The organism is Methanobacterium sp. (genome assembly GCF_038562635.1).
Taxonomy (GTDB): Archaea; Methanobacteriota; Methanobacteria; order Methanobacteriales; family Methanobacteriaceae; genus Methanobacterium_D.
Window position 1 is genome coordinate 1985034 of the sequence record NZ_JBCFBO010000001.1, and the last position, 17159, is coordinate 2002192.

At 33.6% G+C, this 17159-nt stretch carries 16 protein-coding genes; 9 read left to right on the top strand and 7 right to left on the bottom strand.

The window, feature by feature from the left end; translation table 11 throughout:
• The first annotated feature begins 8 nt into the window (after nucleotides 1–8).
• The gene (locus AAGU07_RS09490; protein WP_342458860.1) at nucleotides 9–800 is read left to right on the top strand and encodes a DUF63 family protein; all 792 of its coding nucleotides are present in this window, start codon (nucleotides 9–11) and stop codon (nucleotides 798–800) included.
• A gap of 131 nt (nucleotides 801–931) precedes the next feature.
• Nucleotides 932–1672: a hypothetical protein gene (locus AAGU07_RS09495; protein ID WP_342458861.1), complete on the top strand. Its 741-nt coding sequence runs from the start codon at nucleotides 932–934 to the stop codon at nucleotides 1670–1672.
• A 219-nt stretch (nucleotides 1673–1891) separates the two neighbouring features.
• Here AAGU07_RS09495 and AAGU07_RS09500 read toward each other — a convergent pair whose 3' ends face one another.
• The gene (locus AAGU07_RS09500) at nucleotides 1892–2164 is read right to left on the bottom strand and encodes a hypothetical protein (RefSeq protein WP_342458862.1); all 273 of its coding nucleotides are present in this window, start codon (nucleotides 2162–2164) and stop codon (nucleotides 1892–1894) included.
• A gap of 345 nt (nucleotides 2165–2509) precedes the next feature.
• On the opposite strand from AAGU07_RS09500, the gene AAGU07_RS09505 reads away from it, so the two are divergent.
• The 4 genes from AAGU07_RS09505 to albA all read left to right on the top strand — a co-directional run bounded on the left by AAGU07_RS09505 (nucleotide 2510) and on the right by albA (nucleotide 7174).
• Complete coding sequence (locus tag AAGU07_RS09505; protein ID WP_342458863.1) at nucleotides 2510–4027, top strand: 2-isopropylmalate synthase; 1518 nt, start codon at nucleotides 2510–2512, stop codon at nucleotides 4025–4027.
• Nucleotides 4028–4657: 630 nt separating this feature from the next.
• On the top strand, nucleotides 4658–5476 hold the full coding sequence (locus tag AAGU07_RS09510) for a response regulator (protein ID WP_342458864.1): 819 nt from the start codon (nucleotides 4658–4660) through the stop codon (nucleotides 5474–5476).
• A gap of 25 nt (nucleotides 5477–5501) precedes the next feature.
• Complete coding sequence (locus AAGU07_RS09515) at nucleotides 5502–6263, top strand: response regulator (RefSeq protein WP_342458865.1); 762 nt, start codon at nucleotides 5502–5504, stop codon at nucleotides 6261–6263.
• Between the two features lie 638 nt (nucleotides 6264–6901).
• A complete protein-coding gene (gene albA, locus AAGU07_RS09520) occupies nucleotides 6902–7174 on the top strand; it encodes a DNA-binding protein Alba (RefSeq protein WP_069585544.1) in 273 nt (90 codons plus the stop codon).
• Between the two features lie 379 nt (nucleotides 7175–7553).
• Here the strand turns inward: albA and AAGU07_RS09525 are convergent, their stop codons facing one another.
• Genes AAGU07_RS09525 through AAGU07_RS09540 form a run of 4 tightly spaced genes read right to left on the bottom strand, consistent with a single transcriptional unit; the run spans nucleotide 7554 to nucleotide 11612 of the window.
• Complete coding sequence (locus tag AAGU07_RS09525; RefSeq protein WP_342458866.1) at nucleotides 7554–8789, bottom strand: PQQ-binding-like beta-propeller repeat protein; 1236 nt, start codon at nucleotides 8787–8789, stop codon at nucleotides 7554–7556.
• 27 nt (nucleotides 8790–8816) lie between these two features.
• Nucleotides 8817–10007, bottom strand: coding sequence for an ABC transporter permease (locus AAGU07_RS09530; RefSeq protein ID WP_342458867.1), 1191 nt, complete (start codon nucleotides 10005–10007; stop codon nucleotides 8817–8819).
• Nucleotides 9994–11097: an ATP-binding cassette domain-containing protein gene (locus AAGU07_RS09535; RefSeq protein ID WP_342458868.1), complete on the bottom strand. Its 1104-nt coding sequence runs from the start codon at nucleotides 11095–11097 to the stop codon at nucleotides 9994–9996. The genes AAGU07_RS09530 and AAGU07_RS09535 overlap by 14 nt, the downstream gene beginning before the upstream one ends.
• A gap of 14 nt (nucleotides 11098–11111) precedes the next feature.
• Nucleotides 11112–11612, bottom strand: coding sequence for a PadR family transcriptional regulator (locus tag AAGU07_RS09540; protein ID WP_342458869.1), 501 nt, complete (start codon nucleotides 11610–11612; stop codon nucleotides 11112–11114).
• Between the two features lie 454 nt (nucleotides 11613–12066).
• Between AAGU07_RS09540 and AAGU07_RS09545 the strand changes: the two genes are divergently transcribed.
• The 3 genes from AAGU07_RS09545 (at nucleotide 12067) to AAGU07_RS09555 (ending at nucleotide 15007) form a co-directional block, all read left to right on the top strand.
• Nucleotides 12067–12843 (top strand): sugar phosphate isomerase/epimerase, encoded by a 777-nt coding sequence (locus tag AAGU07_RS09545; protein WP_342458870.1) that lies wholly within the window; start codon nucleotides 12067–12069, stop codon nucleotides 12841–12843.
• A gap of 367 nt (nucleotides 12844–13210) precedes the next feature.
• A complete protein-coding gene (locus AAGU07_RS09550) occupies nucleotides 13211–14311 on the top strand; it encodes a DUF362 domain-containing protein (RefSeq protein ID WP_342458871.1) in 1101 nt (366 codons plus the stop codon).
• A 93-nt stretch (nucleotides 14312–14404) separates the two neighbouring features.
• On the top strand, nucleotides 14405–15007 hold the full coding sequence (locus tag AAGU07_RS09555) for a TMEM175 family protein (protein ID WP_342458872.1): 603 nt from the start codon (nucleotides 14405–14407) through the stop codon (nucleotides 15005–15007).
• A gap of 107 nt (nucleotides 15008–15114) precedes the next feature.
• Here the strand turns inward: AAGU07_RS09555 and budA are convergent, their stop codons facing one another.
• Entirely contained in the window at nucleotides 15115–15840 is a 726-nt protein-coding gene (gene budA, locus AAGU07_RS09560; RefSeq protein WP_342458873.1) for an acetolactate decarboxylase, read from the bottom strand.
• Between the two features lie 137 nt (nucleotides 15841–15977).
• The gene (locus tag AAGU07_RS09565; RefSeq protein WP_342458874.1) at nucleotides 15978–16766 is read right to left on the bottom strand and encodes an HAD family hydrolase; all 789 of its coding nucleotides are present in this window, start codon (nucleotides 16764–16766) and stop codon (nucleotides 15978–15980) included.
• Nucleotides 16767–17159: the final 393 nt, after the last annotated feature.

The window sequence follows — 17159 nt, forward strand, 5'->3', positions numbered from 1 at the left end:
TTAAATCTATGCTTTCAGATATTTCAGAGTTCATACAGCAAAATTTCCTGTACACTCATCCAGGATATACCATTTTAAATACAGTAGTTTTTGGAATTATACTTGGAATTGCTGTTATACTGATTATAAAGATGTTTAAATACATTAAAAAGGATCCAAAAGATCTTTTCATCCCTTTAGTTCCATTCATATTCTTTGGATCAAGTGCAAGGGCACTTGTAGATAATGGAATTTATCCCCTTGTCCTGTGGCTTGTCACGCCAGGAATATATATTTTAACAGGTTTTGCAGCAATTGCCGCGCTATTGATATCTGTTTATGTGGAAAAGAAAACTAAATTTGATTACAGGTACTTCATACTGATTGTGGGAACTATTTTGTGTATTCCTAACATTTTAAGTATTAACCATCTAAATTGGGTTACATTTTTTGAGGTTGTTGGAACATGGGCAGTAATGACTTCAATATTTGCACTTATAGGAAGAAAATGGACTCTTTTAAAGGATAAATTTAATTTAGGAATTCTTTCAGCCCATTTATTTGATGCATCAGCAACTTTTATAGCAATTGATTTTTACGGCTATGGTGAGCAGCATGTTCTTCCAACTGCACTTATGAATATTACTGGGACAGCAGCGGTGATGTTTCCTTTAAAAATAGGAGTTATATTAGCAGCTCTTTATGTTATAGATGAATATGTTGAAGATGATACCATTAAAAATATGTTAAAGCTGGCTATATTCATTTTAGGACTTGCACCAGGTCTTAGAGATTTCTTGAGCTTAAGTATAGGTACATAATTCTTTTTGGTTTTTAAAAAGGGCTCCCTATCTTTTTAAAAGTTGATTATTTTTTTATTTTATGAATTAGTATTAACAGAACTAAACTAAAATATAAATGTTTAATTTAATTATATTAATAGGGTGATTGGGTGGATTACGAAGGTGGCAGAGATAAAATAAATGATAAGAATAATAACAAATTTCAAAAAGAGGGATATGCTGAAGATAAAATTTTAAAATCTCCTGTAAGTGGAGGGGATAAGTATAAGGCCTCTAAAGAAGCTATTCCTTTTACTCCACCAGAAGATGTAAAGCTTTACCATTATAATATTAAAAAACCTTTTAAATCATTTAGAAAAATATATGCTCGTTCATATAACTCTTGGGAGTCAGATGCAGCTATAAATGACATTAATGAAAAACTAAAAGAAAAAGCTTCGAATTTAGGCGCCAATGCTATAATTAATGTTAGTTATGAAAAAGGAATTTTGACTTTATTTCGAGGAATCAGAGGTATTGGGCAAGCAGTTTACATAAAAGATCTGGAAAATATAGAAAAAACTTATCCTGCAGGAAATACTTTTCTACTGATTTATGGCTTCTTCTGGTTAATATGGGGATTATTAGACTTTTACAACTATTATAAACTTTTTCTTGTTCTAATTGGGCTTTCTATGATAATTTACTGTGTTTTTGCTCGGCGTGATTATATAACTAAAACTTTTTTACTGGCATTTTTAAGTATCATAGTCATCGGTGGATTAATGTGGGGCAATTATATTCTTAAAAATGGTATTCAATTATCCAGTTTTGGGTTTTATTTAGGCACAGGTGTTTTTACAGCTCTATTGATTAGCTTTGTTTATTCGTATCTTAAGAAACGATCATAACATAGTTAAGGATGATGGGGGAGGGCATTATGTTCAACTTATGGAAAAAGATATAACTCCGATTAATATGTTGAAGTTAGCCATATTCATTTTAGGATTTGCACCTGGTCTTAGAGATTTCTTGAGCTTGAGTATAGGCACATAATTGCCTTTGGGCAGTCAGGATCAAATATAAATTCTCTATAATTGAAAATTCAAAAGTAAATAAAAAAGAATTAGTTAATCAAATTTAAAAATCAAACTTAATTTATTGGTGTCAACGTATTGAATGAAAGTTTCAGTAGATCCTAACTGTTCTCTAATTTCATCAATAGCTTCATTAGGAATTAGCGTATGTGGTGAAACAGATAATTCAATTGTTATGTTGGATTTCTCGTAATTAATTTTTATATAATGGTTTAATTCTAGAGAATGAGCTTCACTTATTTCAAGAACAATATTATCAACTTCATGTATTATATCAAGTTCTTTATCACTAATTTTCTCATTCATTTCTTTTAACCAGTCAATATCTTCTTTAAACGTAATATCGCCCCATTTATTTGTTAAAATATGGTGTTACATGATGATTCTATTTCCAATGATTTTAAATTTTTGCAAAGTTTTTTTCAATTTACACTAATTTTCATATATTTTCAATGAAATTTACTCAAATTTTGCATGATCTAATTCGTGAGCTGCTGATTCTGTGACTCTTCGTATGCTCATAAAATCAGGACGGGAGATCATTTTTAATATCTGTTGTTGTCATACTTATTGTGTAAATTGTTTAAAGCAAAAGGTATAGATTGTACCTGAACAATTTACAAATTGCCAAACCAAAAGGAGAAATAAGTTATGTATATAGAAAAAGTAAAAAACGAGATGAACCTGCCGGAAACGGTGAAAATATTTGACACAACGCTAAGAGACGGCGAACAAACACCAGGGGTTGCAATGACTGTAGATGAAAAGATACGAATTGCAAAAAAGCTTGATGAACTTGGGGTTAATGTAATAGAGGCCGGATTCCCTGCTTCATCAAGTGGTGAAGTAGAAGCAGCTGGTGAAATCCTTAAAATGGGGTTAAATGCCCATATTTGTGGTTTGGCAAGACCATTAAAAGGTGATCTGGACGCAGCAATTGATGCTGACGTGGATTACATACATACATTCATTGGTACATCTCCCCTTCACAGAGAATTCAAACTTAAAATGAGTAAGGAAGAAATTTTAAGTAAGTCTGTCGATGCAGTAGAATATATAAAAGATCATGGTATAATAGCTGAATTTTCAGCAGAAGATTCTACAAGAACAGAACTTGATTATTTAAAGGAAATTTATAATGCAGTTGAGGATGCAGGTGTGGACTGTATCAATGTTCCAGATACAGTAGGTGTTATGGTCCCAACTTCTATGAACTGGTTTATAAGAGAACTTAAATCGGAACTGAAAGTTCCAATTAGCGTGCACTGCCATAACGACTTTGGACTTGCAGTTGCAAATTCACTTGCCTCTGTGGAAGCTGGAGCTGACCAGGTTCATGCAACTATTAATGGATTAGGTGAACGTGCTGGAAATGCGTCCCTGGAAGAAGTTGTAATGGCTCTTATTACTCAATACGACTTAAAAATGAATATTAAAACTGAGGGTCTTGTAAACCTTTCAGAATTTGTTTCAAGAATTACAGGGGTTAAAATGCCTCCAAATAAAGCTATTGTGGGAGAAAATGCATTTGCTCATGAGGCAGGAATACATGTACATGGGGTGCTTGCAAAAGCGGAAACATACGAGCCAATAACTCCTGAAATGGTAGGCCACACAAGAAGGATCGTTTTAGGGAAACATACCGGTGCAAATGCTATAAAAGCAAAGCTTGAAGAGTATGGAATAGACTTAGATAAGGAACAGTTTAGTAAAGTATTTAATCAGGTTAAAGCGCTTGGAGATAAAGGTAAATGTGTCACCGACGCTGATTTAAGGGCTATAGCTGAAAGTATTCTGGGACGGGCAAAAGAAGAAATAGTAAAACTGGAAGGATTTTCAGTAATGACTGGAAACAGCGTACTGCCTACAGCTACAGTTAAACTAAGCATTAATGGAGAAAGTAAAACCGCTGCAAAAACGGGTGTAGGTCCGGTAGATGCTGCAATAAATGCTATTCAACGTGCTGTAAGTGAAACTGCAGATATAGAACTTCAGGAATATAACATAGAAGCTATAACTGGAGGAACTAATGCTCTTGCTGAGGTATTTGTTATAATGGGAGATAAAGAGGGTAACAAAGCAACTGGACGATCTACAACTGAAGATATTGTCATGGCAAGTGTTGAAGCAGTTCTGGACGCAATAAACAAAATACTGATCTTAAGATAATTTAATTATCTTAAGATAACTCTGATTTAAACCGTACCATTATTTAAAGGATATTTAGATTATATATGTTTTAAAACAGTAAGCAGTGCTGTTTTAACTTTTTTTTATTTTTAAACTATTATTTCTTTAAAATATTAATGCAATTAATTTTAGGATATTTAATAACATAACTATTATAGTGAATAACCAAATTATTGGATCTATAAAAAATGTATTTACGTGCTTTAAACCCTCAAAAAAATCAGAGATTTTTTTGGGGTTCAGGAAAAACACGGTTTTTCCTTCAATTTAATAAATTTAATTAATCTGCCAAAATCTCTCAAACCCAAAGGGGTTTGGAGCACTCAAACACGCAGTGTTTGGTGCATCACAATCAAAGATTGTGATAGCCCTCGAACACGTAGTGTTCGGGGCCACGAAATCAGAGATTTCGATGGCGCGAAACAACGCTGTAAAAAAATGCATGACATTTTTCGACGCCCAAAAAATCTGTGATTTTTGACAGTTTCGCAAGCTTTGATTTTGAAAGCATTTTCTTAAGTCACGATTTTCGAATATACCTCAAATTTATTAAGTTTAAAAGGTTATGTTATTCACTATAAATTTTTATTAATGAATTAAAGTGTTTAAATGATTAAAGTATTAATATGCGTAAATGCAAATGATAGATTAATATTTGTAAAAGATAGAGGCATGTCAATGAGTAACGCAAGAATTCTGGTTGTTGAAGATGAAAGGATTACCGCAGAGGACATAAAGGATGGCCTTAAAAGTCTAGGATATGAAGTACCTGCAGTGGTTCATTCGGGTGAAGACGCTGTTTGTAAAGCGACAGAGCTTCAGCCGGATCTTGTTCTTATGGACATTAAGCTTGAGGGTGAAATGGACGGTATAGAGGCTGCAGGAGAAATTAAAAAGCACTTTGATATACCGGTTATTTATTTGACTGCATATTCAGATGAGGATACTTTAGAGCGGGCAAGAAGGACAGAACCATCGGGTTATATTCTTAAAGAACCTTCTGGATTTGTCCATAAGCCATTTAAAGAGAGTGAATTACATACTATCATTGAATTAACTCTTTACAGGCATAAAATGGAAAAAAATCATGATCAATGGCTTGAGGCAATGCTTGAAAGTGTAAATGAAGCTTTAATTGCCACAGATGAAAATGGAAAAATTAGATTTATGAACCATATTGCAGAAGACATTACTGGATGGATACGAGAAGAAGCTGTTAACCGAGATTTAGTTGATGTTTTTAAAGTTCAAGAGGGTGAATTTGACATCAGCGAATTAAGAGTTGATGTTAGTGATTATTCCATAGATCGGGTCATGTTAAACGATAAAAATGGGGTAAAAATTCCAGTTAGAGCCAATTTAAGTCATATTACTGATAATAAAGGAAATATAAATGGAATGACTTTAGTTTTCTGTAATTTAACATAATTATTTGAAGTATAGGGGGTAAAATATGGCAGCCGCTCAAATTATGGTTGTTGAAGATGAGAGGATTACCGCAAAGGATATACAAAATGCATTGGAAAGTGCGGGATATGGAGTTGCTGATTTAGTTTTTTCTGGTGAGGATGCGGTTCGTAAGGCAGGAGAGCTTCAGCCGGATCTTGTTCTTATGGACATTAAGCTTGAGGGTGAAATGGACGGTATAGAGGCTGCAACACAAATCAGGGAACGTTATGATATCCCCGTAATTTATTTAACTGCATATTCAAGTGCAAGTATTGTGCAGAGAGCTAAAATGACGGAACCTGCAGGATATCTTCTTAAAGAACAGTTTGGCTTTCTTACCAAGCCTTTTGAAGAGAGTGAATTGAACACTACAATAGAAATAGCTCTTTACAATCATAAAATTGAAAAAAGACTTAGAAATCGTGAGCAATGGCTTGCTGCAATACTTAAAAGTGTGAGTGATGCTGTAATAGCTACAGATTCTAAAGGTAGGATTAAATATATGAATCCTGTTGCTGAAGAGCTTACTGGATGGATACAGGAAGAAGCTATAGGTGAAGATCTAGATAAAATATTAAAAATTTTGAGTAAAGAATCTACAAACGTTGAATCTGGGAATATTTCAACTGATTTCTTTGATAAAACGGTAATAAGAGCTAAAGATGGAACTAAATTACTTGTAGGTGGTAGTACTACTCCTATTAAAGATGAAAAAGGTAATTCTGATGGTTTAGCTGTGGTATTTAGAAAGTATAGGTTAAATTAAATTGAATATTAATTTTATTTCACGCTCATGCCAGAATGTTGTGTAAATAATATTGCTTCATTTTCGTGTGTCTGGTTAATTAAATTGTATTTTTTATGTTAAGTCATATATAATCAATTAAAACTACAATTTAACATGAAGTATAACTCATGCACAGGATCATGGACATGTAAAAATCGCAATTTTTACGGTCACAAAATCAAAGATTTTGTGAACATGAGCGTTATTTTAAATATAGATAATAATTGTAAATAATCTGGAAAATATGTTTTGTAAAGGGGTTAATGTGATCTTAAAGGATCTAAATCTCGGGATAAAACTAAAATAGATTTTAAATTGGCTATTATAATTAATGAACTACAAAGACAGAATAAAATAGTTCCTAATTAGTAATACTGGGGTTGGCAATATTAATTCTGATAAAAATATTTAATTTAGTTTTAAAGGCAATTTAAGAGATTTTTTGATTAATATTGTATTATTAATGATTAGTATATTTAATTAGTGGCTGTAATTATTTTATTTTATTGATCCAGGAATTTAAAGTTGAGTATGCAAAACATAAACTATATATATTAATTAAGGAATTATAGTAATATTAGACCAAATTAACATGGTTATTCTTTGGAGGTAAAGTGATGTCAGAGGAAAATGTTGTATACATTGGAAATAAACCCGTAATGAACTATGTTTTAGCTGTCGTAACTCAAATGAACGGCGGAACTTCAGAAGTTATCTTAAAAGCACGTGGAAGGGCCATAAGCAGGGCGGTCGACGTCGCTGAAATAGTAAGAAACAGGTTCATATCGGATGTAGAACTCGGAACTATAGATATATGCACAGAAGAAATCATGAGCAACGAAGGCGCAGCAACAAACGTTTCAGCTATTGAAATACAGCTTACTAAATAATATTCTTGTTAGCTCCAAAAAAGAAACCAGATGGTTTCATTTTCTCTTTTAATTTTAGGTCTTTTTATCAAAACTTATTTTAAAGTATAATATTTTTTTAAAGATTAAGTATTCATTAATATTTTTTAGGTTTATAAAATTAGTATTTAATTTTAGTTTATCATTTAAACATTTAATAATTTATTTGAATTTTACAAAAAAGTTAAAAATTTTCTTATGCTTATCCCTTGAGAATCAAGTTAAATCAAAATAAGGAGGCGGTAATTGATGATTCTCTTAATTTTAAAAAGCTATATTTCCCACCCTCCGTAAGCATAAAAAATTTAATCATCTTAAAAATAATAAAAAATAGGATGAAACTTTAAATTTCATCAACTATTTATTCTTTTTTACGACGTCCTCTTACAGACCTAAATGCTAAAAGTCCTACTATTACTACAATTACGATTGCACTAACGTAGTACATGTAAACTGAAGTTGGGCCTGATTTTTTGTCGTAGTTAAGGGCGTACATGGAACCATCTGCAGCACCTACAAATATGTCATCTCCGTATATTATCGGGGTGCTGAATGCAGAATTAAAGAGGTAGTAACCTGGTGCATAACTCCAGTCTTCTTTACCGCTGTATTTATTTAATACATAGACGGTTCCGCTGTCTGAACCAATTACAATATCGTCTCCCATAAGTGCAGGGGTAGATTTTACGTTACCTACACTGACAGACCATTTCAATGTTCCGTCTCTCATATCGAGGGAAGTTATGTTTCCATTGTCAGATCCTACAAACAGACTGTTGTCGTTTGGATCAAGTAGTGCTGATGATCTTACACTGTCATTAAAGTCATATGACCATTTTATTGACCCATCATTTGTGTTCAGTGCATAGAAATTACCATTGTCTGTTCCAATGTATAATGTGCCGTTGTATATGGCTGGGGAAGATCTCACTGCATTTCCAGTGTCATAAGACCATAATTTGCTACCGTTTGTATTTACTGCGTATACTTTTCCATCATCTGACCCAAAGAATACGGTGTTATTGTAAACTGATGGTGATGATTTCACAGCATTTTCAGTTTGGAACTGCCATTTAAGATCACCATTATCCACATTTAGTGCATATAACCTCTGATCATCTGATCCAAAGTATATCGTTCCATTACTTACTGCTGGGGAGGACTCAATGGAGTTACCAGTTCGATATTTCCATACTGAATCTCCGTTTTTCTTATCCAGGGCATAGAAATAACTATCCATTGAACCGAAGTATACGTTGTCTCCTTTTACAACTGAAGAACCTGTTATATTTCCCTGTGTACTGTAATCCCAAACCTGGGTACCGTCATTCAAGTTCAGAGCATAGAATGTTCCATCTGTTGAACCGAAGTACATTAATTTGTCTGCAATTGAAGGGGAGGATAGTATGGATCCTCCTGTTTTAAACAGCCATGCTGCAGGAGTGAAATCTGATGATTCATTTAAGTAACCGGTATGATCCAGATTGTACTGGAACATCGGCCAATCTGCTGCTCCTACTGCGGACGCTATTGAAAGTGGACCTACTAAAAGACACATTATGGTAAGTCCGATGATTATATTCTTTTTCACGACCATTTTATCACTTCTTAATTGATTTTTTCTTTATATATCCCTGTTAAATTTGGTAACTCCTAATGCGAAGAACAGCGCTGTAAATCCTAAAAGCACTGCTATATCTACCCATATTGCTCCAATACCTACCCCTTTTAACATCACTGCACGTAGTGCGTCATTTACGTAAGTTAATGGGAAGATGTAAGCAAGTTTCTGGAATATCCATGGCATTGTCTCAATTGGATAGAATACTCCTGATACAAACATCATAGGCATTGTAATTGGCATTACCATCTGCATGTAATCTTCCTGTGTGGAAACCCTTGCAGATATCATAACTCCAAAACCTACAAAGCACAATGCTCCAAGTATCAGAACCAGAAGCGTAAGTATCATACTTCCCTTTATTGCAATTCCAAACAGGACTATGGCCGCTGCAATTAATATTAAAGCCCTTACGATTTCTATGGATAATTTAGAGACTATTTTACCTCCAACAACAGTTGCAATACTTGTTGGTGTCATAAATAATCTTGCAAGTTCTCCTCTTTCTCTTTCACCGGCTAAAGCATCTCCCATTCCGAACATACAACCAAACAGGACAGTCATACCAATTACGGCAGGTACCAAGAAGTCAATGTACTTGACATCTCCGTACATTTTATTTATCTGCAGGTTGATGGAATCCATCACGTTCTGGAAATTAATCCCTTGTGAAGCAGCTGCAACCTGGTTAGATTGGACCTGTATTGCTGAAGATGGGGTTAAGTTCATACCTTCTAGTTTTTGCACGCCCATTTTGTTGGATATTTGATTAAACAACTGCTGTGTAGCTGGGATAACTGCGCTTGACGCCATCTGGTCTGATGAATCAACATCAACTACCACGCTCTTGGGCTGCGTACTGCTCGTATCGTCATAATTTGCAGGCAGAATTATGGCAGCCTTAACCTGGCCGTTTTGAACCATCTCTTTTCCTTTATCTGGATCCGTTATTATATCCTTAACATCATACAGACTCATCCCCTTAATTGCATTAAGGGTTGCATCAGTTACCTGACCATGACTTTGTTCTACCACGACAACTGGAATATTTTCCAGTGTTCCACCCATACCGTAACCGAAGAGGGTTATCATAATTATGGGGAATAAAAGTATTGAAATTAACCGTGGTGGATGCCTCCATAAGACTAGTAGATCTTTTTTAAACATCCACATAATTTTCTTAGTTTCCACCATCATCTACACCTTGTTCTTGTTTCTTTTTAGAAGTAACTCTCATGAAAACATCTTCTAAGGAAGGATCTTTTGTGGCTATGGAAGTGATATTTCCGCCCTGCTCAATTATATCAGATATAACTTTACTTACAGCTTCATCTGAATCTTCTATATCCATAGTTATTCTTCCAGAAGCATGTTCTACTACATCGTGGACTATGGATAAATTATTAATGGTATTAAGCATTTCTTCATTCTTATTGCTGATCATAACACTTAATTCTTTTAAATCAATGTTATTATTACCCATATTGCCTTTTATGTATTCAACTGCCTTTTTATCATCAGGATCGGTCTCTTCAAGGATTTTTTCCAGGGCTTCAGAAACATTTGAGTCAACTCTTGAGTTTTCTTCTTTAATTTCTTTAATCATAGTATCCTTAAGTCCTTGAGGAGTATCAAAAGCAGCAAGCTTTCCCTGACTGACAATTCCCACGTCATCACAGAGTAGCTCTACTTCATACATATCGTGAGAACATAATATGATTGTATGCCCGTTAGAGTTCAGTTCTTCAACTAAATCCCATAAAACTCTTTTAGTTGTAGGATCTAAACCGATTGTAGGTTCGTCTAAGAATAATATTTCTGGCTGGTGTATTAAACTGGCTACTACGGAAGCTTTTTGTTTCATACCTCCTGAAAGCTGTTTTACAAGCTTATTTTCAGCGTATTTAATATCTACCATTTCCATGAGTTCATCGGCTCTGCTTATTTTCAGGTCTTCTGGAAGACCATAAAAATCAGCACAGAGGTGTATGTTTTCTTTAACTGTAAGGTCACCGTAGAGACTTACCAGTTGAGGAACCATTCCAATTTTCTGTCTAACTTCATTAGGATTTTTTAGAACGTCATAACCTGACACTTTTGCAGTTCCAGATGTTGGAAGGATTAAACATGTAAGCATTTTTATTGTGGTGGTCTTTCCGGCACCATTTGGACCCAAAAATCCGAAGATAGTTTTATCTCGGACTCTCATGTTCAGTGCATCGACAGCTAAAAAATCATTATTATACCTTTTTGTAAGGTCGAATGTTTCTATAGCGTATTTCATAAATATAACTCCTATTATTCATTATTATCTTCAACATCTATCATATCTCTAAAGAATTCCACCCAGAGACTTGATTTATTTTTTTTAGCAAATTTTCCCATTTTTCTGAATCTGGAAAGAGCTTTTTCACCTTCTGTGGTTATTTCATAGTACTTTACCCTTCGTTTTCCATGATGCTCCCATGATCCTTTTATCAAGTTATTTTTCTCTAGATCATGCAGTACGGGGTATATTTTGCTGGCACTGGGCATTTTAGTATTATATGGGGCGGTAGATTCATGAAATTTGGTCATTATTTCGTATCCATGCTGTCTTTTTTTGCTGATAAGCCACAGGATCATGGTATTACCAAAACCTCTCATTAACCCTCTAATAAGCTTTTTTTCGTAATTAGACATGCTATTGAATAACTCTTTATGAGCTTTCATGCATTTAATTCTCTTTTCTTCATCTAAATTATTTTCTGGGCTAGATTCATTTGAATTATCCACATTGGGTGTTCCATCATCGTCCATCCATTTACCTCCTATGCCTCATTTTATGATATATCAAAATTTGATATGTAAAAAAATAATATATCTATTTTCTATATAAAAGTTTTGGATATATCTAAAGATATAATATATTTAGGCTTACCTAAACTATTCAAAAATACAGTACATCGATATATGATATAAATTTTTGGGTAAGCCTAAAAAATCGAATTATAAAAATAGGTAACCAGTTACCATATTATTTTATCTAAGGGGGATAACTGCCATGTTTTGATTTATTACATGGGATACAACAAGCAAAATATGACGATTCTAAACCTTAAATAAGCATTAAATTATTTAATTTGTAAATACAATATTAAATCATATATGATGAATGAGTATATTAATTCATAATCTTACAACATTTAAAGATCTAAAGGAATTAATTTCAAAAATTGTATTTAGCATGGTTTTATCTGAGGGGGTTAGTAAAATGAAAATTGGATTTTCAACGCTGGCACTTTTTATGAATTCAATGGAACATTTTTTAGAAACAGCTACAAATGACGGCTTTCAATTAATGGAAATGCTGTGTGAAGGCCCTTATTGGCCTAGAAACATGCTGCTCATGGATAAAAAGGAGTTTGAAATATTTAATTCTTATGATGTATCTGTATTTTTACACGCTCCTACTATAGATCTTAATCCTGCAAGTCTAAATCCAGGGATCAGGGAAGAAACATTGAAGCAGCTTAATGAAACAGTTGATTTGGCCGTAGAAATTGGGGCAAAAGCTATTACAACACATCCCGGCATGATTAATAGGCTTGAAGATAGAATAAGAGAATGGGGAATGGTTTACTCAATCGAAACACTTCAAAAAGCCAATGATTACGCAGAAGGTAGGGGCATTAAGTTTTCAGTTGAAAATATGCCTAATAGATATGCATATTTCTGTAACAGTGCTGAAGAGCACGAATTCTTTGTTAAAGAGAGTGGTTCTTATGCTACTGTAGATACAGGGCATGCAAATACATCTGATGATCCGGCATCTTTTTTTAAAATGAAAAAAATAATTTATTACCATTTGAATGATAACGACGGCAAAAAAGACCAGCATTTAGCACTTGGTGAAGGGACTTTTGACTTGTCACTGCTTAATGGGGTTAATAACGGCATCATAGAATTAAATAACTATGAAAATATTCTAAAAAGTAGGGATCTGCTTGTTTCATTGGACCAGAGCATTTCTGATGTAAATGCCAAATAATTATGATATTTGAGTTGGATTTACGTGAAGTAGGGATATGTTTACTTGAATGGGATATTCCCGCAGATATAATATGATTTGAAGATAAGATTTAATTCATTGGAAAGATTATATCGAATGAAACATTTTTTAAAGTAGATATGTGCTTGTTTGGCACAGAGCATTTCTAAATGGATTATATAATAAAGATTAAGGTTTAGTTTAGCTGAAGATATCATGATTAAGGTTTTCAAATAATGATTTTCGTTTTTATCAAATCAGTATTCTCTGATGTAAATTCAAAACAAATTTAAACTTTAAAGAATATATCAGAAGTTGAATATGGATAATTAGAATTTTAAAATAATAATATTTATCAGGTGATACCATGGCAAAGGTTTATTTTTCAGATTTTAGATCGAGAAGTAGCAGGGAAAATAAGGTAAGTAAAATAAAAAAGATTTTTAATGCTGCCGGCTTTGCTGATATTTTAGATGAAAGTGATTTAACTGCAATTAAGCTTCATTTTGGAGAGAAGGGAAATGATTCTTATATAAATCCAGTTTTTGTAAGGCAAATCGTGGATAAAGTAAAACAAAATGGGGCCAAACCTTTTGTAACTGATACTAACACGCTTTATTTTGGACACAGACACAACTCCGTTGATCACCTCCAAACAGCGATACAGCATGGCTTTGGTTATGCAGTTCTGGATGCCCCTATTATAATTGCAGATGGAATTTTAGGAAATAATGAGGCCAGAATTGAAATTAACAAAAAACATTTTGAAGAAGTTAAAATTGCAGGAGACATCGAAAAATCAGACAGCATGATTGTAATGTCTCATTTTAAAGGTCATGGTATGAGCGCATTTGGGGGAGCGATAAAAAACCTTGCTATGGGATGTGCTTCTGCATTTGGTAAAATAGAACAGCATGGATGTGCTAAACCGGTAGTAAAGGATGCATGTACTGCCTGCGGTAAATGTATGTCTGTATGTCCTGAAGATGCAATATACATTGAAGACGGGAAGTCGTTTATAGACTACGACAGGTGTATTGGATGTAATTTCTGTATTGAAGTATGCCCTGACTCAGTTATAGACCTTGATCTTGAGAAGATACCTGAATTTATTGAAAAAATGGTAGAGTATGCATATGGCGCTGTTAAAAACAAACAGGACAAGGTATGCTACATTAATTTCCTTATGAACATCACTCCAGATTGTGATTGTGTTCCATGGAGTGACGCTCCAATCGTTCCAGATATTGGAATTCTGGCATCATTTGATCCTGTTGCAATAGATGCTGCCAGTATTGATCTGGTAAATGAACAGTGCGGATTTGAAAACTCGCTTTTACATCACAACTTCCATAAAGGGGAAGATAAGTTTAAAGGAGTTTATGAGGGCATCGATGGAAGAATTCAGCTTAAATATGGGGAAGAAATTGGACTTGGAAGTGCGGATTACGAGCTAATTAGAATGTAATTGAATGTTGGATAGAACTGAATTAGTCAGCATGTTTTTATAAAAGATTCAAAAATTTAAACTATTTTAAAAAATTTTTAAAGCAGGTGCAGCATGGCATATGGGGATAAGGATGCATGGGAAACAACCAGCCGTATTGAAACTCTTGTAGATGGGATTTTTGCAATCGCATTGACTTTACTGGTTTTAAACCTCAGTATTCCTCAGTTAACAAATTCTATGTCTAATATTGCTGTTGAAGACTATTTAATTGGTTTAATACCTGATTTATTTACATATGCTCTGAGTTTTGTCATCCTGGCTATTTTCTGGAGGATAAACCACCAGCAGTTTTACAGGATTAAACGTGCTAACAATGTACTGCTGTGGATAACTGTTATATGGCTCCTTTTTGTCGCGCTGGTGCCCTTTTCCACATCACTTATGGGAAGTTACGGCGAGACACAGGCGGCAAATATATTTTTTAATATTAATCTACTTTTAATTGGGATATTTTCAGGGTTAATATGGTACTATGCAACAAAAAAAGATTTTATAGAGGAATTAAGCCGTGAAAAAATAATTGAGCTTAATAAATTAAATTTGATGCTGCCTATTGCGGCATTAATTGCAATTGGGGCATCTTTCATAATCCCGGCATTCAGTACTTTCACATATCTGGCTATTCCCTTAATTAAAAGGATAATAAGGGCGTAGGCTTGTATTTTAATATAAAAATTAAAAAAAGGGTTTTAAACAGTTTATCAAGGATGGCATTTAAAATTTAAATGATAGTTTAAGCCATGTAAAAAGAATTTACAGGGCTAATTCGAACTTGAATTCACATTTAAAATGCTGCCGTTTGAAAGCAAAACACTATCTTCCGGAATATAATCAATTTCAATTATTACTCCCTTTAGCTGGCAGTCTATAACATGCCCTCCAGAATTTTTATCTTCACTTATGAAGTGGAAGTGGTAATCGTTCAGGTTCACGTCACTTGCGTACTCCGGGCACCAGAACCCGACCATAGTTCCAGTAATATTGTTGAAATTGAAAATAGTTTGATTTTCCAAGGCGGTAGTTAGATCAGGATAAGGTTTGTTTTGTTTTGGTGGACTACGTGCTTTAACACTGTCGAAAGTTCCAATTACCTTAATTGAATAGAACATGTTCTTAGAAGGCACTGTGGCATTTAAAAACTGTTCAAGCTGTGTTAAATTCATACTTGAATTTAAAATAAGTATTTTATCAGTTTTAAACGGCACTGTCATTGCAAATGGAGTGTTTGCAGAATCATTAACAAGATAAACAGTTCCATTTGATTTTATTTGGTATATGTTACCGTTTAGTTCGATCATTTCTCCATCCAGGCCATTGAAAGTCCCTATTCCTGTATCTCCATATGATCTTAACTCTCCTGTAGTCCAGTTCCCGTCGAATTTGCCTTCAGATAATGAATTGAGCGTGGATACCTGGAAAATAGAATTATCATTTGTTACTTGTAGAGAAGCACCATAAACGGCCCCTGTCCCTAAAATTAATATCATTAAAATTCCTGTAAATAGATAATATTTCTTTGCCATGGAGATATGTTGTATTGAATGAATTATATATAATTTCAGTATAATTTTGGATAAAGGAATAGTTTTTGAAAATTAATGAATGTTACTCAAACTATTATAATTTAAAAATCAATATCCAGAATCTCTTTTATATTCTCCACAATGACATCTGCAGAGTTGTAAACCATTTGTGGATTCTTCTCTTTCTGCTGTACAGTAAGAACACCAATATCTGCTTCTTTTAGGGCAAGAACATCATTTACACTGTTTCCAACCATCATAACGTCATAGTTCCTTTTAAGTCCCTTTACAATTTCCATCTTTTTCCAGGAGTCTGCAGTGTCAAAAACATTTTCTTCAGGTATTCCAATGTATCTTGCAAGCGCTTTTAAAGATCCTTTCCGATCTCCGGAGGCTATGAATATGTGAATGTCTCTTTTTTGCAGTTCTTTAACCACATCTCGCACTTCTGGGAATATTCTTCCTCCTGAAGTGACTATAAATTCAATTTTTCCCTTGTTTAGATTCACTATAAATCCAGATCCACTGCATACCTGTATATTGTAACCTTTGGCTGTTACTGCCCTTATTGTATCCTGGATATCACTTACTTTAGATTCATCGCCAGTAATGGCTTCAATTAATTCCTTTTTTTTGATTTCAACGGTTGAATAGCTTATATCAATATGGATGTCGTTCCTTTTAATGAACTGACATATTCTCTGGTCTGGTTTTGCATTAATTATACACTTTGAAGGGTCTGTCTGTATAACTACAAGTGCTCTTGCACTGCTGCTGTCTACAATATCCAGCGAACTTATGGTATCAAATATTTCGCCTGTTTGAAGGTCTTTCACAGCTCTATATCTTTCAATAAGTGTCCCTGAATTATCGAATACAATCGCTTTCATATTATCAACTGTTATTTGCAGATTATCATTTTTTGATATGAATTTTATAGTCAGATCATAATTAATTGAACTTACAATGTTTGAAAAAGTCCAGTGTAATGATTTTATTGATTAAATTCAATATTTCACCATTTCATTTGATGTACTAAAAATTTTTGCACCTGATTATAATTTAACTACAATAAATATTGTAAAAAAAATTATTTATCATTATTGTTTATTGGAATCTATTTTATAATTTATAACATCCCTATGTTTTATGGGCATTCGTATTGGAGAAATAAATTAGGTTTTTTGGACATTATAACTGATTTAGAACTATTTTTTAAGTTATATATGGTTAATAATGAATTAAACATACTAACAATGGATATAACACTGTATTTTTAAAAT